We start from the raw sequence: 18,826 nt of genomic DNA, 5'->3' as shown, positions 1-18,826 counted from the left end.
ATGAAGAGGTAAGCAACCGTGCTGAAGAATCTCGATCCGCTGCTGAATGCCGATGTTCTCTACGCCCTGAAATCCATGGGGCATGGTGACCGGCTTGTTATTTGCGACACCAATTTCCCAGGCGATTCCATCGCGCGGCAAACGAAATTGGGCCGTCTTTTGCGTATCGACGCCGTAACGGCGCCACGTGCTGCCCGAGCGATCCTTTCGGTTATGCCGCTTGATACATTCATCGACGACGCAGCGGCGCGAATGGAGATTGTCGGAAACCCAGACGAAGTGCCGGATGTGCAAATCGAAATGCAGGCGGAGATTGATCAGGCTGAAGGCAAGCATTGGCCAATGGTTTCAATCGACCGGATGGCGTTTTATGAGCATGCCAAAAACGCCTACTGCGTTATCGCAACAGGTGAGCGCCGCTTTTATGGATGCTTTATCCTGACGAAGGGCGTCATTGCGCCGGATAACGCTTGAGCCTGGAGCAAAGGCCGCTCCACTAGATGCTTACGAGTGTTTAGCGCGGTGCAGCCGTTGAATTGCGTATAACCAATGTCGCATCAAGCAATCCGGCGTTGGTACCCGCGGCGTTTTCACCGATAACAAACGCCACTGCTCGCGCTGCGATTTGTTCCACAGGCTGGCTGATCGTGGTCAGTCTTGGCGTGATCAGATTAGCGAGCGGAATATCGTCGAATCCGATGATTGAGAGATTATCGGGAACTTTAAGATCAAGATCGCTCGCCGCGCGCATCAAGCCAATAGCTTGCTGGTCGCTGGCGGTAGCGATTGCGGTGGGGCGGACGTCTTCAGGACTGCTCAGCAAGTGTTTTCCCAGGACCTCGCCCGACTGATAATCGAAATGCCCCTCTACAACCTCTGGCTGAATGCCGGCGGCAATAAGTGTATCTAGAAACCCTTTGCGTCGCTCCCGCGAAACGGGGGATTCATTGGGCCCCGCAATATAGGCAATACGCCTATGGCCGAGTTGCAAAAGGTGCTGCGCGGCAAGGCCAGCGCCCGCATAATGATCCACCGAAATCAGCGGATAATTTTTCAAGCGGCGGTCTACAGCCACAGTCGCAATATCGCTCTGCCACTTTGCAGGTGCGCCAAATTGCGTGGGAACGACGATCAAGCCGGTCGGATAACTGCGAAGCAGAGTTTCTATCTGTGAAAGCTCGATCTTCGGATCATCATTGGTGATGGACAGCAAAACGGAAAAACCGGCTTGCGACGCGCTGGCTTCCACGTGTTTTGCAAGTTCTGCGAAAAACGGATTGGTAATATCGGGAATAACCAGACCGATCATATCGGTTCGGCTGCGTCTCAAGCCCCTTGCAACGCCACTTGGCCGGAAGTTCAGCTCCCGGATGGTTGCCTCTACCAGCTCGCGCAGTTCTTTCCCGACGGTTTCGTTTTTGGCCAGCACGCGAGAGACTGTACCGACGGAAACATTGGCCCGCGCCGCTACGTCCTTAATGTTGACCATCGAGAACCTTTTCCGAATCGCTAGTGGAGTGAACTTGACACTTGTATCCCATCCGGTCGCAAACTCTTATACAAATGTCAAATTCGTAAACGCCACCAGATACATATACTTAACTGAAGCCTCGTGATGCTAACATTTGCTATGAGCGTGCCCAAGGCAGTTAGAAACAGACAACCAGCTGACAATTGGTGTCAGCCTCACTCCAATCGCATGCTCTATTCCCGTGAGGCCAGCTCAGCCATATTTGCGTAAGTGCTCACCAGCTCTTTGCAGGCCCCACTCAAGCAATTGTTCGGCCCGCGCATCAGTTGCAGCTTCCGCATAGCAGCGCAATTCTGGCGCATTGCCCGAGGCGCGATAATGGACCACCTCACCAGTCGCAAAAACAATGCGTATGCCATCAATGGCGTCATTAGCCTCAATAATGCCGAGCTGGGCAAAAAAGCTTGCGCGTTGGTCATCGTCAAGCAAAGCCTGAAGGAATGGGCTGCTCTTGCTGGATTCAACATGCTCAATGCGGCCGCTCCGCGTGAAGCGCGCGGGAAGGTCTTCCAGCAATTTCGACACCTGCACCTTGTCTCTCGCCGCCATACCAAGCACCGCGATGATCGGCAGCATGGCATCGCGCGTAGGCAATGCCACCACAATGCCGTCGCCCAAATCAACATTTGAACCCAGCAGCACACCGCCATTGGCCTCAAAGCCGACGATCCGCTGATAGCCATCCCTGGCGGCCTGTTGCATCGCCTCAATGACATAGGGCGAGCCTACTTTTGTGCGATAGACCTTGGCAAAAAGGCCACTTAGCTCAATAGCTGTATTGGAGGTGACGGGTGTCACGACGGCATCGGCATTCAAAAAGCGCGCCGTCAGCAAGCCAAGACTATCGCCGCGAATAAAGGTCCCGGTTTCGTCGGCAACCAGCGGGCGATCCGCATCGCCATCGGTTGAGACCATTGCATCGAGTCGGTATTTTTCGGCAGCGCCAGCGGCCAGCGTAATATCTTCAGGCCGCAATGCTTCCGTATCCACTGGCACAAATACATCCGAACGGGCGATGGCGACCGTTTCCGCGCCCAGTGCGCCGAGCACGCGCACGATCAGATCGCGCCCGACCGAGCTATGCTGATAGACGCCGATGCGCTTGCCTGCAAGTGCTCCGGCGTCGAGCATGGATATGCACCGATTTTCATATTCTGCCAGCGCCTTTGGCGAAATATCCCCGGCATCGTCGGGAACGGAGATATCATTCCCGGCAAGGTCGAGCACGGCGAGAATACCCGCCTCATCGCTCTTGTCGATCTCGCCATCCGGCCGATAGAATTTCAAGCCATTGCGGTCAGCGGGAATGTGGCTGCCAGTAACCATGATAGCCGGAAGCTTTTGGGCAAGCGCCCGCAGAGCCAGCGCAGGCGTCGGCAGAGGGCCACTATTTTCAACCTCCATACCGAAAACCCGGGCAGCGTCGATACAGGCGGCGGCGATTCGCGGGCTGCTCTCGCGCAGATCATAACCGACCAGCAGCTTGCCGCCTGGCGCAATAGCATGAGCCTTTTGCATGTGATGCAGGAATGCCAGCGTATAGGCCCGGCAAATCGCATCGGGAAGTTCGCTTACCAGACCGCGAAGGCCGCTCGTTCCAAATTTCAAGCTTGTCATTGTTTATTCTTCATGCCCCCGGGCCTGCGCATATGTGGTAATGCACATATATAACAGTTTATGATCAGGGCAGCCTTTTCGACAAGATAAAACAATTGTCCAAAAGATGCGATCAAGGGGTTTGCAAGCCGATTGATTTCAACTATATGACGACCCGCATCACTGTTGTCCCTCGGGCAACTGTTGGGGAATAGGTTAACGGTAGACCCACGGACTCTGACTCCGTTAGTCCTGGTTCGAATCCAGGTTCCCCAGCCAAATATCAATCCTCGATTATGCAAATTCTCCCGCCCGCTACCGTGACAACCACGCTTGGTCACTGCTTGCGCGCGACGATATAGGGCCGATTGTCATTTCCCTTGGTTGCGTGGTTCTCCGAGGCAAGAATGCTAAAGCCAGCGGCGCTGATGATCTGGCTAAGCTTCGCAGCCCGGAAGACACCGGCGTAGGGCGCAAGCCCGACCGCTCGCATAAGCGGCAAGACCAGCCGAATGAGTGGGTTCATCTCGCCGACGCAGGGCGTCTTGGAGATAAACAGCCCGCCAGGCGCGAGCAAGGCATGGATATGGCGCAGCGTGCCGGGCAGATCGCGGACTAGATGGAGATAATTAAAACCGAGAACGGCGTTGTATGAGCCATCGCTGAGCGCCAATCCTTCGGCTGTGGTGACGCGGAAGGAAAGCCCTGCAATGGGGTCTGCCGCCCGCTTGCCTTCGGCAATCGCGATCATCTCGCTGGAAATATCCGTCGCGAGATAGGCTTGTACACTGCCCGCAAGCCGCAGCGCCGTCGTGCCTGTGCCACAGCCGAGCTCCAATACTCTGTCGCCCGGCTGTAACAGAGCGCGGGTCCGGTTCAGCGTTTGCTCATATCCGGCCTGATCTGCGATTTTGCCCGCCGCATATTTCCGTGAGGATCGGTCCCAGAAACGGGCGTCACTCGCAGTGTTCATAATAGCGCTCATTGTTTGTTTGAATGGCAGATAGGTCGGCCAAGCCGAGGGGAGACTGGCACCAATGCAACCCTTGTCAATAGTCTTTGCAAATGGCACGTTGAGGTTGTGTGATTCACGCTTGCAAAAGGAAGCTATATTTTGGCCCACAAGTTCGAAATTTATAAAGACAAAGCTGGCGAGTTTCGCGTTCGCTTTAAATATAACAGCGAAGTGATGTTCTCGACCGAGGGTTATACATCCAAGTCCAGCGCGCAAAACGCCATTGATTCAATCAAGAAAAATGGTCCAAGCGCTCCTGTCGAAGACATAAGCTAAGCCTATATTATATGGCGCAGGGCAGGCGCATAGACTGTGCCCGCCCTGCCAATTTTTTGCCCGCATTGCTACTGCGACGGCACGTCTGGTTTAGGTCTGTGCTTAACAGGACAGCTAAGCTTTATCGGATCGCAAATAGAGAGCGACGACACCTACGCCTCTGCTTTGCGATAGACTGTGACGACAAGCCAGATTGCCGCAAGCAGGAAATAGAACGCGCCAAAGGCTGCATAGGGAACGATTTCCAGAATCGTCGGCACCACAGTGCCGATGGATTGGCTGATCATGAAGCCACCGGCGAAGGCCGATTGTGCGCCGCTCAGGATCATCGGCCATTGCGCGCCATAAGAACGCCAGCGCTTCAGACCCGTATTCAACTGCAACAAACCTGAAAAGATTGCCCAAACGCCGAACACGGCCAGAACCGCATACATGCTGTTGCTGACAGCAAGGATAACGGCGATGGTTGTTATCGTGCTGACCACGACATTGAACCCTTGAGACGGATTGGCTTTCAAGCCGCCATTGACACGGGCATCAACCAGATTGGCGAGCGCATCCCATGCCGGATAGATGACGAGCAGAAGCACGACGAAAGAGGATTGCGCGTTGAAAAGAATGGCGGCGGTAACCCACGCGACAGAGAAGATGGCGCGTGTGAAATAATAGTTTCGCAGCCAGTTGGACGGGGTTGAAGGTTTAGTTTGCATGGACGTTTTTCCTGTTTAAAATCTACCTACTAGTAGGAAGGTTAAAATCGAGAGTCAACCCTGTTTCTGAACACCTCATTGTGAAAGGGGCGGCGGCGCTTGGTCTTGACATCCAGCCTACCAGAAGGTAGGCGAGCTTATGAAATCAATGGCTTCCACTTCAGAAAAGATTCTCGACGTCGCGCAGTCTCTCATCGTCGCGGGGGGCTATAACGGATTCAGCTATGCCGATATTTCGGCTGCAATAGGCATCCGAAAAGCGAGTATTCACCATCACTTTCCGACAAAGGCCGAGCTGGTTGCCGTGCTGGTGGACCGTTACCGGGGGCAGGCTGAAGCGGGTTTGAGCTCGCTGCGAAGCCAGGTTGCTAACCCTGACGAACAGTTGCAGGCCTATTTGAATTACTGGGACACATGCATCCGCGATGCCTCGCAGCCCTTTTGCGTTTGCGCGATGCTGGCTGGTGAGATGCAAATGCTGCCCGATGAGGTCGCCTCGCGCGTGCGCGCCCATTTCCAAAGCCTCGCAACATGGCTTGCGGCGGTGCTGAGCGCAGGAGCGGAGCAGGGTCTGTTCCGGTTGAACAGGTCCCCGGAAGAGGAGGCCCAAATGCTGATGGCCTCGGTTCATGGGGCTATGCTCTCTGCAAGGGCTTTTGACGATCCCGGATTGTTCATCGCAATCATCAGCAGCCAGATTGCCAAACTGACGAAGTAATCAGCGGAAGAACATTAACGCTACGCTTGCCTTTACCACAGCCATAGGTGCTCAGACGGCCTCAGAGCTCATCAGAGGCTTGTGTGCTACCTGTTTTGGGGCATGTAACCCCTGCATGACCCGTTTAAGTACTCTGACAGTCTCTTAAGCGGGCGGGGCAAGGCGGTTTGGGTTTTGTGATGCAGGTTCGGAGTTGCTCAGAGGATCAAGCATGAGCAATGCCGGGTTGCCGTCAACAAGTGGGATATGTCTGACGATATGCAGCTGATTTCCCGCATCGCGGTGGACTGAATAAATCAGCTCACCTTGCTCTCGTGGGGCCACCTGCGTCTTGGCAATGCTGAAACGCATCGCCATCGCTATGAGGCCAAGCAGAAAGCCGGGCGGGATCAGTAGCCACAGAGCCTTGATCCAATCGGGTGATGATTGAAAAGTATCAAGAAAATCAGAAATAAAATTATACTCGGTCATGAAAACTCCCTTGTCTCGCGAGGAAAGCGGCCACCCGAGGTTTATCCTCTGGTGACCGGGGAGTTCGTAAGTCGCCCACAGACGACCGCCACGGCCTTTAAGCCGAAGCTCTGGACATACGCCGAGGCCTCCCCGGCCATAAGGCTGAGGAGGTGTCTTTGCGGTCGACACCGACCGCCGTGGGAGAGGATACGAAGCCCCAAGACCGATCCGTTTCGACCGATCTCAACGGGAATCATAGTGGGAAAGCGGAGCGGGTGAAAGGGGGCGGGAAGAGCAAAGTTGAATTGGCTAAGTGACGGAATGTCAAGGAGGCCTAATTGGGGGATCGTGTAGAGGAAGCCACTTTATGTGCTCCCTGGGAGAGTTGCCACCGATCATTAGGCAAACTGTGGATATGAAAGCCACGGAAAGCCAGAGTAGATGAATAATTATTGACTAAGTAGTACTGCAGATCTATATTCAAATTCTTCTGGCCAGAACACTATACAGAACAATGCGTGTAAGGTGCTGTTATGTCCTTGATATTCACGATTGAGAATGCCGCGCCTGTTGGCGTTGGAATGTGGATCGTCGAACTTCCACCTCATCAGGTTCGCTTTTTAGGAGGTTCAACCACTTCAGTTGGAAGCCGCAGTATTATTGTCGTCAACTCACCTATCTTCGATCTGAAATCTAAGTCGCTGAAGTTTGCGGCCGATCAGGCGACCGCACTGAACGTTGGAACCAAATCACAGACTATAGCTATCGCGGCTGAGTTTAATGCAGCCGATCAAAGCACTGCAGATTATGCTTCCAGATCAATACTCAGCCCCGGTGACCGGCAGTTCTTGGGCTTGGTGAATGACCTTCTCCCAACAGACATGCGAAAGGCGGCGCAAAACCTTCTGGATGGTGTCCGCAGCCGCTTCGCGGGCAATCTTAAGCGTGGCCAGAAGAACAACTTCTCAGAAACGCCCGACAATTTCTGGTACGTAATTGTTCAGCCACAGGTGCGCCATTTACAGATAACCGTTCGCGGTGATGTGGATCATTTTGCAGGAATAAGCAATCTACCCATTTTGGATGATCGGGGAAATACGAGGTTCAAGGTCACTGGTGAGAATGATGTTCCGGACGCTTTGAAGCTGATTTTCCATGCCAAGAGGAAGAAGTGATCACTTGCTTCACAGAGCACTGATCAGCTTCTTGGTTGAGGCGTCCAGCTTCGCGTCATCGTATGTCGCGTTGATCATGTTTTCGGGATGGTGGATGCAATGACGTACGTATGTGCATTCTGAGACCGCGGATGACTTTCTTGTAGCGGCGTTTACCCATGTGTGGTCACTTGGGATGCCTCGACCCGACAGGAAATTGTCTACGTCTTCGGATCTCGCGAGATTATGTTTAGTTTGGAGATAGCCATACAACTCATTGTGGAATTCCACTGTCGGCATGGCGAAGGCTTTGAAATTTACCTCGCCAAACGACGGACTCCACGGAAATAGACCCGTGCTCGCCGCTTGTTGTTCCACTTCGATCTTGCCGGAGGCTATGGACGAAAACACATTCGTCGTCCCGAACTTCACCAGCCTTTGAAGCAAATATGGAGAATGGCTGCTTACAACAATTTGACAGTTTTTGGCTTCTTCAAGCAGGAGATCGGCCAGCTTCTTTTGGGCGGTTGGATGCAAGTGCATCTCAGGTTCATCTATCAGCAGTACCTTATCGCCCTTCGCCGTGTCGGAAAGTAAACGCTGGAGCAGTAAGGCCAAGATGAGTTCGACACCCGAACCAAGATTCCGGGTTGTGATTTGCTGGATTTGATCTTCGGCCCGAACAGCGAGAAATGCTGATGAAAAGGGCTCTAACAGGGACAACAGTTCAAACCTCAGATTTTTGAGATGGGCATTGTCGAAGAAGTCACTAAATTTCTCGCCTAATTTGGCCCCAGTTCCCTTCTGTGCGATATCCAGTGCCCAAACAAAAACATCTTTTGTAACCTTGGAAGCGTAGTTCACGGTCGCCCCTTCCTCGCGGAGCTTCTTCTGGTATCGCCAATTCAAGTCATCGCAGATCGCATCAAAGGTTGTACGGTATGTGCCACTTACCAGATGGCGGGCGCGGTTCTTGTCGAAGTAGAAGATGTTGATGCCGTTCGGCCCGACTCTGCTCGTATCGAGCGTAAGTTCGCGTGGGTCGACGGTCTTTGTATCGTGAGACTTACTTTGGAAGTATGGCTGTCCGTCGCTTTCGTTGTAGTAGGCGTTTTCGTCCAATGAGTACTGGCTTTTTGCTGAAATTGGCGACGATAACAGTTTGCCTGCTTGCTTCCTATCCCTTGGTCCGGCAGAGAATTTCAATCCGGTGCAGTTGAAGTATTTCCCCTTGTAAAACTCCAATTCTGATTTGACGCTAAATCTATCGGTTGTGCCTGCTATTGAAATGGGCTTCACAAAGTCGTTGAAGTCTTTGATGCTCAGTTTGGCCTCGGCTTTGTATCGCCCGCCGAATAGGTAGTCTAATGCCTCAAGAACCGATGTTTTTCCTGTGCCGTTGTTCCCAACAAACAAGGTTAGGCCGCTGCCAAGGTTACCGTTCGGTACTGCTAATTTGATCGTCGCCGCAGAAAAGCAGCGAAAGTTGTCGATGGAAAGTTCTCGTACAAAAGCGGGGCTGTCGTACATCCGTTCTCCTAAAGATGAGGACCACCGCTTCCAACATGCGGGGTTTGTCAGGAGATCATATTTTATTTGTATGTAGGGTCCACTGCAGATTAACTAGGGAGGTTTCGAGAGAAGCACTTGGAGATGAGCTTACAGTTTGATCATCAGATTCCTTATCCAAGGTGGATATTTATCAATAGGATGTTTGTGATAATCAATATACAGAAACTGGTGCCGCTTCCCGGAATCGAACCGAGGACCCCATCATTACGAATGATGTGCTCTACCAACTGAGCTAAAGCGGCGGGAAAGCTGGTTTCCCTGATCCAAAAGCGGCCAAACTTGATTGGTCGTGGATGACGCGCCTGATATCGTCATTGTGGCTAAATTGCAAGCCTTGCGATGCTAGCTTTGACGCAAATACCCACAATCCCTTTATGCGTGAACAAGCGGCAAGCCCTCTCATCAGTGCACTCTAGCGCTTGCTCAACACGATCACGGCATAGCGGCAGGGCGCATTCGTCTCATTGGCGAACACACAGTCGCTGGGGATGCCAAGCTCAAGGCAATCGCCTTCTTGCAAGGTGTGGGTCGTCTCCCCCTCGATGAAGGTCAGTGTCCCGCCAAGAACCCAGATCAACTGGCGCAGGAAAATATAGGCCGAGGCAGGCAGCGGCACACGCGTCTGTGGCGGCAGGTCGATATGAACCACGTCCATGGGAAGGTCCGAGACGGGCGAGACATGGCGCCGAGTATAGCCGCTTTCCGGGTCGGTCCATATGGGTTGGTCACCACGACGCAGCAAACGCCCCGCCTGCATTTCCGCTCGCGCCATCAATGTTGACATGCTCAACCCAAAGGCGCCGGAAAACCGCGCCATCAGCATGGCTGTCGGGCTGCTCTGGCCGCGTTCCACCTTATTGATCATGGCGCGGGAGACGCCGGATTTTTGTGCAAGTTCTGTCAGAGACCAGCCGCGTGCTTCCCGTTCTATGCGGATGCGGGAGCCAATTTTTTGATCGACATTATCTATTTTATGAGACATATTAAAATTATAATAGACAAATATTAAAGGTGCAAGTTGTGATTGTGCGTACGGCTGTGGAATCGGATCTCCCAATTATCCTGGAAATATACAATGATGCTGTGCTCAACACGACGGCGATCTGGAATGAGACGCTGGTCGATCTCGATAATCGCAAGGCTTGGCTTCTCGACCGGCAGTCAAAGAGTTTCCCCGTGCTTGTCAGTGTCAATAATGAGGGGCAAGTCACCGGCTATGCATCGTTTGGCGATTGGCGAGCCTTTGAGGGCTATCGCCACACGGTGGAACATTCGGTCTATGTCCATAAGACTGCGCGTGGCGGTGGTATCGGCAAGATCCTCATGCTGGCGTTGATTGAAAAAGCGCGCGAGTTGGGCAAGCACGTAATGGTTGCCGGTATTGAATCCGGCAACGAAGCTTCCATCCGTCTGCATGAAAAACTTGGCTTTCAAGCGGTAGGGCATCTGCCGGAAGTAGGAACCAAATTCGGCAAATGGCTTGATCTGACATTTATGCAGATCGTCCTGGACAAGGCGGCTGCGCGTTAGGCGGCGCAGAGCGCTGCCTTGGCTTCCTTATATTCACGCTCAAGCCGCGCGACGAGTTCGCCTGCCGGAACAATCTGTTTGATTGCGCCGATGCCCTGGCCGCAGCCCCATATGTCTTTCCAGGCTTTTGCGCCGGTGGTCGCCGCTTCGAAATCCATCTTGGAAGGGTCGGCTTCGGGCAAATGATCCGGGTCCATGCCCGATTTGGCGATGGATGGTTTCAGATAATTGCCGTGAATGCCGGTGAAATAGTTGGAATAGACAATATCGGAAGAGGCGCTATCGACAATCATCTGTTTGTAGTCGTCAACAGCGCGCGCTTCTTCAGTGGCAATGAAGGAGGAGCCGATATAGGCAAGGTCTGCGCCCATGGCCTGCGCGGCCAGCACGGCTTTGCCTGTGGCTATAGCGCCGGAAAGCAGCAGCGGGCCGTCAAACCATTCGCGGATTTCCTGTACAAGCGCGAAGGGTGAGAGCGGGCCCGCATGGCCGCCTGCACCGGCGGCAACGGCAATCAGCCCATCGGCGCCCTTGCGGATGGCGGAGTTTGCATGGCGGTTGTTGATGATGTCATGCAGGACAATGCCGCCATAGGAATGGATCGCGTCATTTACCTCGGGAACTGCGCCCAGCGACGAGATGACAATCGGCACCTTGTATTTCACGCACATGGTCAGGTCATGTTCGAGCCGCTTATTGGAGCGGTGGACGATTTGATTGACCGCAAAAGGCGCGGCGGGGTTGTCCGGGTTCTTCTCGTCATGGTCGCGCAGAGCCTCGGTGATTTCCGCCAGCCATTCATCAAGCTGAGCTTCCGGCCTTGCATTGAGCGCGGGGAAGGAACCGACAATGCCAGCCTTGCACTGCGCAATGACCAAAGCCGGATGGGAAATGATGAATAAGGGCGCTCCGACAACCGGAATCCGCAGGTTTTTCTTCAGAATTTCCGGCAATGCCATGACTACCTCCCAGATTTGACAAATTTTGACGTTTGCGTAAACGTAAGTCTTTTTATCATGCCTTTGATTTTGAGCAAGCAAAAGCTATGTGGACCAAAAATGATCTCATCAAAAAGTATGATGCGGCCATGATTGCGCCGCCTCTGTCTTGAATAAGCAGTCAGATAGGTTATGGCTAGCCTCTGATTCTTTTAAGGGATAATCGTCGGTTTGGAAGCGATCGAACAAGCAATCCGCAATGCATTGGCCAAGGCTGATGCCAAGAACCCTGCAATACGGCAGAAGGTTTACGAGTCGGCCTGGGGCGCGCATGAGCGTTCGCTGGCGGCCAATGGGGCGCTTGACGACGCGCAGCGCGAGGAGCGGCGCGAGCGCCTGAAGCTCGCCATTACCAAGATCGAAAATGAAGCGCAGGCTGCGCGCCCGGTAGTTAATGCTGCGCCAGCGCCGGTTGTCGAGCCGCGTGAGCCAAGCTTTTCCGCAGCGCCTGCGGCCCCTCGTGGCCGTGATGCACGTATCGAGCCGACCATCGGCAACGCACCAGCCCCAGAGCTCGGTGCCCCGGAATTGGCCACAGACAGGCCTTTTACTGCCGGCAATGAACGCCCAGACTATGTGAAGAAAGATCGTTACCGGCGCGAGAAAAAGCAGCGCCAGGAGAGCAAGAAGGCTACAGGCCTGACAAAGCTTTTGATTGTTCTTGCCCTGTTTGTCGTCGCGATCGTTGTATTGTGGATGGTGGCGACGGGCATAATCAATTCGAAGCCTTCCAGCGTCCCGGCCAGCACGGGCAATCCCGCAGCCAGCGGCAGCCACGAACCTTTGAAAGAAGGGCAATTGCCCAGCGAAGGTACGTGGATTGGCATTTTCGAACCTTCGGATACAACACAGGTTTCCGTTTCGGGGCGGGCAACGGCAACCATTGATGGCGATCAGGTGCAGAAATATCTGCGTATAAAATCGCCGGGCGAAGCAGATGAGATCAGCTTCCAGATCGGTGAGGGCGTATTGCAGCAACTGGCGGGCAAGACCGCGCTGTTTGATATCGTGGCAAGGACGCCGGATGGCACCGCGACGCAAATGGCGGTCAGTTGCAACTTCGGCAATCTTGGCGAATGTGGCCGCAAGCGCTACGATGTTTCCGACGCCAGCAAGGAATATCTTGTGCAGGTTGATTTTCCCGCCAACAAGAAACCGTCGGGTAATGGCGTTATCAGGATCAATTCGGATATTTCCCAAACCGGCAAGGTTGTCGATATTATCGCCATCCGCGTGCAGATCACGAACTGACAATAGTGGCGCGTGCGTTCCACTCATCTGGTGATCTGATAGCCGACCGCCGCGCTTCCTATGCCGATATGCTGTTCGACAGCGGCGATCATGCCGCTGCTGCCGATCTTATGGCGCAGGCGCTGGAACTTGTTCCGGATTGGACTGCAGGGCGGTTTCGCCTCGGTGAAATGTGGGAAGCCGCCGGGCAGCATGAATCAGCTGCTGCGGCTTGGCGCAAGGTGCTGGAATGCGATCCGGAAGATCGCTTTGGTGCAGGCCTGAAGCTTGCCGCGACCGGTTATGCGCAAGTGCCTGCAACGCCGCCTTTGGCCTATGTCGAAACTCTTTTTGACGCCTATGCGCCGACTTTTGAAAGCGCCTTGCTGGACAAACTCGACTATCGCGTTCCAGAGCTTTTGGCACAAGCCATTGAAGTGCATGGCGGTGCACGCAGATATCATCGGGCGCTTGATCTGGGCTGCGGCACGGGTTTGATGGGTCCCTATGTGCGACCGGTCGCTGACCGTCTGGACGGAATGGACCTGTCGGAAGCAATGTTGCAAAAGGCTGCCGAAAAGCAAATCTATGATGATCTACGCAAGAGCGATGTCAACGAATTCGAGGTGGAACCCGGTAGCCTCGATCTTGTGATTGCCGCCGATGTTTTCGTATATGTGGGCGATCTTGAGCGCGCCTTTGCAACGATCGCAAAGTCACTGGCGGTGGACGGGCTCTTTGTTTTTTCGGTCGAAAATCAAGAGGGCAGCGATGAGCCGACCCTGCAATCTTCGCTGCGTTATACCCACTCGCAATCCTATATAGAGCGGCTTTTATCGGCGCAGGGCATGGCTTTGGTCTCGCTTGCCAGAGAAACCATTCGGCTTGATCGCGGCGAACCTCTGCAAGGGCTGATTATTGTTGCAAGACTGCGGGATTGAGGATCAATCCTTACGGAAAATCAGGCGGCCAGCCCAGCCGGTAACCACGGCCAGCAACACGGCGAAAATACCGTAAAGCAAGCTATATTGGTTCGCTGCACGATAAATGCGGAACTCAAGCCCAGCCTTTACAATATTGAGACTGGTGGCATTTTCGCGCAAGAACTCACCATTGCGGAAGAGAAAAGCCCGCGCCACATGCTTGCCAACAGGAACATTGGCAGGCAGGGATAGCGTCGCGCGGAAAAGAGTCGCCGACAAAAACTGAACATCGCCGGGACGCTGGTTATACAGCCTTTGCTTAAGCTTGAGGCGCGGCAATTCGGTCGTGAATTCCTTGAGTGATTCACTGGAGCTGAAACCGTCCGGCATCGGTTCATAGTACATATTGTTCACGCCAAGCCCAAGCTGGGTGAAGATTTTCGGCGTCGCGATGTCCTGTAGATTTCGCGTGGAGGCAAGGGAATAGGATGCTGGAATGTGCTGGAACGAGGCAGATTCGGCATTGACCCAAATACCCAGATAGCGGTCCTTGCGGCGGACAACAAAACTGCGTTCCGGTCCTTCAAGAACCACGACAATATCGTAGCGCCCCTGCCGTTGAATGAGCGGGTCGGCATTATCCAAGGCCCCGAATACGATCAGGTCAGTGCCGCGAAAGCCCGAGGTGATTGCAATCGTATCGGTCGAAAGGCCAATCTCCACCGTTTCCGTATTTGCTGGGCGCTGCTGGGCCAGGGCAGGTTGCCCGGCAAGAAATGCGGCAACCAGAATGAATGAATACCGGGCCAGCCTCATAAGCCGCCCCCGGTTACAACTGCAAGGCTGATCGAATAAAGATCATCAGGAGTGACAAAAAGCTCGATAGCAAGACGCAGGCCAACAGCGAGAACCAGCATAGCCAGCAAGGCGCGCAGTTGCTCGCCGCGCAATTTCTGGCCGATACGCGCTCCATATTGCGCGCCGATGACACCGCCGGACATCAACAGAAACGCAAGCACAATATCGACCGACTGGTTGGTGGTTGCCTGCATGATTGTTGCAAAGGCGGTAACGAAGACGATTTGATAGAGCGACGTGCCGATAACGACATTGGTCGGCATTTTAAGCAGATAGATCATGGCTGGGACCATGATGAAGCCACCACCCACACCCATAATTGACGACAGGAAGCCAATTGCTGCCCCCAATACCAGAATTGGAATAATGCTCACATAGATCTTTGAGGCACGAAACCGCATTTTGAATGGAAGCCGGTGCACCCAATTGTGCTGCCCCGGTTTTTTCAACGTTGCCAATTGTCCTGCTCGGGTTCGTCGCATGGCCTGGACGCTTTCATAAAGCATCAGACCACCGATTGTGGACAGGAAGACCACGTAAAGCAGGGAAACTATCAGATCCAACTGACCAAGTTCACGCAAGAGAACGAAAACATAAATGCCTATGCCAGCACCAACAATGCCGCCTATAACCAGCAATGACCCAAGTTTGACGTCCAGCGTGCCGCGCTTGAAATGCGTAAGAGCGCCGCTGAAAGAAGAGGCGATGACCTGATTTGCACCCGTCGCAACGGCGACAGCAGGGGGAATGTTATAGAAAATCAGGAGCGGGGTGATGAGAAATCCCCCACCGACACCAAACATGCCAGACAGGAATCCCACAGCCGCTCCCATGCCGAACAGCACGAAGATATTGACCGAAATCTCGGCTATTGGCAGGTAAATACCCAAGTCTCTTCAAACCCCATTATGGTGCTCAAGCACCACGATGACAGCAATTCTTTAAGGTTTCTTGCTCGCTTGCGGGCTTTATTGGAGTTTAGACTGAGAGTTTGACTTTAATATAGGTTTAAACGCGAAACCCTTTGTCGCAATGGATTTTTTCGGGTCCTGAGGCAATTTTATCACGGCAAAGCGCTTGGAGCGTTCAGCCGTTTTTCTTCAACAGGTTTTGTACCAGATCCTTGTCGATATTGCCGGTCGGCTTCAGACCATTATCCTTCTGGAACGCCATGATCGCCTCGCGGGTTTTGGAGCCGATTCTCCCGTCAGAACCACCAGCATCATAGCCGTTCTTGTTCAAAATCAGCTGGATGTTGCGCACGGCCTTTTCCATGTCGAGCGAACCGGTCTTCACGGGCGTTTCGCGCCATTGTTCAGGAATATTCAGCGCATTGGCGTCGGCATCCATCGCCTTTGGCTTCCACAGGGCAAAGGCAGCCTTGGCACGGGCAAGCTGATCGGGAGTCATCGCGTGCGCAACATCCTCACGCTTGGAAGCAGCATCGCTATCACCGGCTTGCGCCGCGATGGCGAACCATTTGTAGCTTTCTTCCAGATTTTGCTTCATGCCAACGCCCTTCGCCGAAAGTATGGCAAGGTTGAACTGGCTATCCTTGACGCCAAGCTCGGCAGCACGCGTGAACCAGCGTGCCGCCGCTTCATTGTCCGGTGCGCCATTTGTCCCGGCGGCCAACAGTACTGCGAGATTATGCATGGCGCTGGCGTTGCCTTGATTGGCGGCAAGTTCGTACCAGTGCTTGGCCTTCGCGGCATCGCGGTCTACGCCAAGCCCTTTTTCGTAGAAGTTGCCGATCCTGTATTGAGCAGGAGCAAAACCGCGCTCTGCGGCCAGCCTGTACCACTCGGCGGCTTTGCCATAATCGCTCGCAAGGCCACGGCCATCCATGTAGCGGTCGCCAATTTCAAACAGCGCCTTGTTATCGCCAGAGACGATAGCTGTGTGAAGTTCATCCGGCAATCCATCGGTTGGGATGGCAGGGATCGCCACGGGCTCAGATGACTTCGGCGGCACGGATTGGGTCGTCATGCTGGTGTCGACCGCTTCATTGACGGTCGCCGGCATTTGTTGCTGCGCAGCAATAACGCTTTCCACGCTTACCGGCGCAGCTTGCACCGCTGCAAGTTCGCGTGCAGCTGCTACCGGAGCGGGCTTTTCCACGACCTTGGCTGGCGCGGCTTTGGACGCTGTAGCTTGAGGTGCGACAGGATGGTCCAGAAAGGTTGCCTTCAACTGCAGTCCGGCAATAGCAATCATAATGGCGCCAATGGCCAAAAGAATAGGTTTGCGCTGCCTTGCGAGAAAACTCCGCTTGGGGGGATCCTCGCCAGCCAGTTCATCGGCTGTGGATGGTGAATTTTGCTGATTCTCCATTTCCGATGCCGCAGCCTGTGCTGCGCGGCGTGCGGCGGCAATGAAATCGGCCTCGCCGTTGCCGGATCCAGCCAGTTGCATCTCGCGCCGATCTTCGCGCACACGCTTGAGAATGGAATTCAGATCAGGCATGCCGGAACCCGGCTCAAGCGGACGATTAAGCAGGCTTGGATCGATATCCAGCTTCAAATCGGGTTCATCGCGCCCCATGTCGGTTTCTGGGTCTTGTGCCGGAGCTTGTTTGCTACGGCTCTTCAGACCGCGGGTCAGACCTCCAAATATCGATGTCTTTGCATTCGGCTCAGGGTCAGCCATCTCGCTATTGTAAGCGGCTGCTGCTTCGGGAGACATTTCTTCGGACTTGGAGAACGTCGGAGTTGCAAAAGCAGGTTCGGTTATCGTCGGTTCATTTGTTACGGTATCCTGAACATGACGATAGACTGGAACAGGTCCGCTTTCCAAAGATGCCAGACGATCAACGATCTTCAACAGCGTGTCGTGGATCGCTTCAAATGTCTTTGTATTCCGGTCTTCCGACTTGCGGGCAAGACTTTCAAGAGTCTTCAGGTCGCCAGCAAGTTCGCGTGCAACCGCGCTATCATGGACATTCGTCACGCCAGAAATATTGCGGACAGCTTCAACGGCAGCATTACGCGCGGTTTCGACAATAAAATCCCGGTTGGCGGCGATTGATTCCTCAATTGCTTCCAGACGGGGAGGAATGGCGGCCATTTCAGCGTAGTGATCATTGGACTTGGCTAAATGCTCTGCAAGACCCGCAATCTGCAATTCGAGATTATGGATAGCGTCGGAAGTCTTATTATTTTGCGGAGCGCTTTCCCAAATGAAGCGGGCCATATCATCGAAGCGCGATTCAATACTGTCTGACAGTCGGATACCGCTATGCTCGCTCATCTGGTGGTGATCGTCGAGCCGCTGCGTAAGCTCTGCAAATCGCTGATCGATCGTGGCACTGAAGAGGGGATCAATCGCAGACTGCTGCGGCATGGCTTCGAGCTTTTCGATGACCTGCAGTACCCGATCTTCAAGATCGCGGAAATCCGAAATGCTGATGGCGGCAGGCGCATTCTGCAAATGACGCGCTACGGCGGCAAGATGTTCGGAAAGCGCATCAATGTTGATAGCGGGGCGCTTGGCCTGTTCGGCGAGATGGTCAACACGCTGTGCCAGTTCGCCCATGCGTTGCAGTATGACATCAGAAGTGCGATCTGGCGTTGTTGCTTGCACGCTGCTTGCCAATGATGCGATGCGCGCTTCCAGGCGTTCAAAAGCATCGGCTTCGGCAAAGCGTGCTGGCGTCTGGTGGGAGGTCGCAACGAGCGCCCGACTTATTTCGTCGAGGCGATCATCGATCTGCTGCATATAGCGGACTGGCATTGAAGCATTGTGTTGAGGTGCGTCATTGCGGCCAAGTTTGGCTACTGCCTGCTTCAATTCGTTAAGGTCGCCCCGCAGCATGGAAATCGCTGCCGGATCGTTGTCCAACTGCTTATTGTTAAAATGGTTGGCAGGTGCCGATGACTGCTGCAGCCGATTTAGCGTCGTATTGTGCAGGATCGAATTATTGGATGTTTCAGCATCATCGCGCATTTCCGTACGCAACTGCTTTAATTGCGCGGCTATGGCAGAAAGGTCATGCTTGCCATTTTGCAGCGGGCTTGCAGGCGCAACCTCACGGCGGGATGGTGATGCCAATCCGGCGCGCGAAGCCAATGCAGCAAAGCGATCAGCAATATCACTGCCGTCCTGCTCGTTTTCCGGCGCTTTGGGCCGCATGGCATTGCGCAACTGGCTTTCGAGTGCTTCGAGCGTGCGATTGAGATTGTCCAGCGACGTGGCATCGCGGCGGGCGCGATTGACATTGACCTGTTCCATCAGTGACCTCTGGTTCGTCATGAACGTCTGCT

At 53.9% G+C, this 18,826-nt stretch carries 18 protein-coding genes and 2 tRNA genes; 8 read left to right on the top strand and 12 right to left on the bottom strand.

Features of this window, described 5'->3' with window-relative positions; all coding sequences use genetic code 11:
- Window positions 1-18 precede the first annotated feature (18 nt).
- The gene (locus V9K95_RS09380; protein ID WP_115051348.1) at window positions 19-474 is read left to right on the top strand and encodes an RbsD/FucU domain-containing protein; all 456 of its coding nucleotides are present in this window, start codon (window positions 19-21) and stop codon (window positions 472-474) included.
- Window positions 475-514: 40 nt separating this feature from the next.
- On the opposite strand, the gene V9K95_RS09375 is transcribed toward V9K95_RS09380, so the two are convergent.
- Complete coding sequence (locus V9K95_RS09375) at window positions 515-1,489, bottom strand: LacI family DNA-binding transcriptional regulator (RefSeq protein ID WP_307282499.1); 975 nt, start codon at window positions 1,487-1,489, stop codon at window positions 515-517.
- A gap of 234 nt (window positions 1,490-1,723) precedes the next feature.
- Complete coding sequence (locus tag V9K95_RS09370) at window positions 1,724-3,148, bottom strand: phosphomannomutase (protein WP_336440643.1); 1,425 nt, start codon at window positions 3,146-3,148, stop codon at window positions 1,724-1,726.
- 184 nt (window positions 3,149-3,332) lie between these two features.
- Here V9K95_RS09370 and V9K95_RS09365 point away from each other — a divergent pair.
- Window positions 3,333-3,406: transfer RNA gene (locus V9K95_RS09365), tRNA-Gln, on the top strand.
- Between the two features lie 58 nt (window positions 3,407-3,464).
- Here V9K95_RS09365 and V9K95_RS09360 read toward each other — a convergent pair.
- Window positions 3,465-4,100 carry a class I SAM-dependent methyltransferase gene (locus V9K95_RS09360; protein ID WP_336440642.1) on the bottom strand — a complete coding sequence of 212 codons (636 nt, stop codon included), beginning with the start codon at window positions 4,098-4,100 and terminating at the stop codon, window positions 3,465-3,467.
- 141 nt (window positions 4,101-4,241) lie between these two features.
- Between V9K95_RS09360 and V9K95_RS09355 the strand changes: the two genes are divergently transcribed.
- Window positions 4,242-4,418, top strand: coding sequence for a YegP family protein (locus tag V9K95_RS09355; protein ID WP_115051345.1), 177 nt, complete (start codon window positions 4,242-4,244; stop codon window positions 4,416-4,418).
- 152 nt (window positions 4,419-4,570) lie between these two features.
- Here V9K95_RS09355 and V9K95_RS09350 read toward each other — a convergent pair whose 3' ends face one another.
- Window positions 4,571-5,128: a DUF308 domain-containing protein gene (locus tag V9K95_RS09350; protein ID WP_336440641.1), complete on the bottom strand. Its 558-nt coding sequence runs from the start codon at window positions 5,126-5,128 to the stop codon at window positions 4,571-4,573.
- 139 nt (window positions 5,129-5,267) lie between these two features.
- Between V9K95_RS09350 and V9K95_RS09345 the strand changes: the two genes are divergently transcribed.
- Entirely contained in the window at window positions 5,268-5,846 is a 579-nt protein-coding gene (locus V9K95_RS09345) for a TetR/AcrR family transcriptional regulator (RefSeq protein WP_336440640.1), read from the top strand.
- Between the two features lie 144 nt (window positions 5,847-5,990).
- Here the strand turns inward: V9K95_RS09345 and V9K95_RS09340 are convergent, their stop codons facing one another.
- Window positions 5,991-6,317: a hypothetical protein gene (locus V9K95_RS09340; RefSeq protein WP_336440639.1), complete on the bottom strand. Its 327-nt coding sequence runs from the start codon at window positions 6,315-6,317 to the stop codon at window positions 5,991-5,993.
- A 515-nt stretch (window positions 6,318-6,832) separates the two neighbouring features.
- Here V9K95_RS09340 and V9K95_RS09335 point away from each other — a divergent pair.
- Complete coding sequence (locus tag V9K95_RS09335) at window positions 6,833-7,474, top strand: hypothetical protein (protein WP_336440638.1); 642 nt, start codon at window positions 6,833-6,835, stop codon at window positions 7,472-7,474.
- Between the two features lie 9 nt (window positions 7,475-7,483).
- Here V9K95_RS09335 and V9K95_RS09330 read toward each other — a convergent pair whose 3' ends face one another.
- The 3 genes from V9K95_RS09330 to V9K95_RS09320 all read right to left on the bottom strand — a co-directional run bounded on the left by V9K95_RS09330 (window position 7,484) and on the right by V9K95_RS09320 (window position 10,007).
- Window positions 7,484-8,983, bottom strand: a complete 1,500-nt coding sequence (locus V9K95_RS09330) for an AAA family ATPase (RefSeq protein ID WP_336440637.1) — start codon at window positions 8,981-8,983, stop codon at window positions 7,484-7,486.
- A gap of 208 nt (window positions 8,984-9,191) precedes the next feature.
- A tRNA-Thr gene (locus tag V9K95_RS09325) sits at window positions 9,192-9,267 on the bottom strand.
- 170 nt (window positions 9,268-9,437) lie between these two features.
- Complete coding sequence (locus tag V9K95_RS09320) at window positions 9,438-10,007, bottom strand: helix-turn-helix domain-containing protein (RefSeq protein WP_336440636.1); 570 nt, start codon at window positions 10,005-10,007, stop codon at window positions 9,438-9,440.
- 38 nt (window positions 10,008-10,045) lie between these two features.
- Here V9K95_RS09320 and V9K95_RS09315 point away from each other — a divergent pair, with 38 nt between their 5' ends.
- Window positions 10,046-10,555: a GNAT family N-acetyltransferase gene (locus V9K95_RS09315; RefSeq protein WP_336440635.1), complete on the top strand. Its 510-nt coding sequence runs from the start codon at window positions 10,046-10,048 to the stop codon at window positions 10,553-10,555.
- On the opposite strand, the gene V9K95_RS09310 is transcribed toward V9K95_RS09315, so the two are convergent.
- Window positions 10,552-11,514, bottom strand: a complete 963-nt coding sequence (locus tag V9K95_RS09310; RefSeq protein WP_336440634.1) for an NAD(P)H-dependent flavin oxidoreductase — start codon at window positions 11,512-11,514, stop codon at window positions 10,552-10,554. The two genes, V9K95_RS09315 and V9K95_RS09310, sit on opposite strands and share 4 nt — an antisense overlap.
- A 210-nt stretch (window positions 11,515-11,724) precedes the next feature.
- Here V9K95_RS09310 and V9K95_RS09305 point away from each other — a divergent pair, with 210 nt between their 5' ends.
- Together V9K95_RS09305 and V9K95_RS09300 are read left to right on the top strand one after the other, a co-directional pair.
- Window positions 11,725-12,804: a hypothetical protein gene (locus V9K95_RS09305; protein WP_336440633.1), complete on the top strand. Its 1,080-nt coding sequence runs from the start codon at window positions 11,725-11,727 to the stop codon at window positions 12,802-12,804.
- Between the two features lie 5 nt (window positions 12,805-12,809).
- Window positions 12,810-13,724: a methyltransferase domain-containing protein gene (locus V9K95_RS09300; protein ID WP_336440632.1), complete on the top strand. Its 915-nt coding sequence runs from the start codon at window positions 12,810-12,812 to the stop codon at window positions 13,722-13,724.
- 3 nt (window positions 13,725-13,727) lie between these two features.
- Here the strand turns inward: V9K95_RS09300 and V9K95_RS09295 are convergent, their stop codons facing one another.
- The 3 genes from V9K95_RS09295 to V9K95_RS09285 form a co-directional block, all read right to left on the bottom strand.
- Window positions 13,728-14,522 (bottom strand): TIGR02186 family protein, encoded by a 795-nt coding sequence (locus tag V9K95_RS09295; protein WP_307282618.1) that lies wholly within the window; start codon window positions 14,520-14,522, stop codon window positions 13,728-13,730.
- On the bottom strand, window positions 14,519-15,397 hold the full coding sequence (locus V9K95_RS09290) for a sulfite exporter TauE/SafE family protein (protein WP_370878855.1): 879 nt from the start codon (window positions 15,395-15,397) through the stop codon (window positions 14,519-14,521). The genes V9K95_RS09295 and V9K95_RS09290 overlap by 4 nt, the downstream gene beginning before the upstream one ends.
- Window positions 15,398-15,650: 253 nt before the next feature.
- A complete protein-coding gene (locus V9K95_RS09285) occupies window positions 15,651-18,815 on the bottom strand; it encodes a peptidoglycan-binding protein (RefSeq protein ID WP_336440631.1) in 3,165 nt (1,054 codons plus the stop codon).
- Window positions 18,816-18,826: the final 11 nt, after the last annotated feature.

This window comes from Phyllobacterium sp. CCNWLW183 (genome assembly GCF_037203775.1).
In the GTDB taxonomy this organism is placed as follows: Bacteria; Pseudomonadota; Alphaproteobacteria; order Rhizobiales; family Rhizobiaceae; genus Phyllobacterium; species Phyllobacterium ifriqiyense.
The sequence above is the reverse complement of the archived record's forward strand: the minus strand, read 5'-3'. Positions and strand labels throughout refer to the sequence as shown.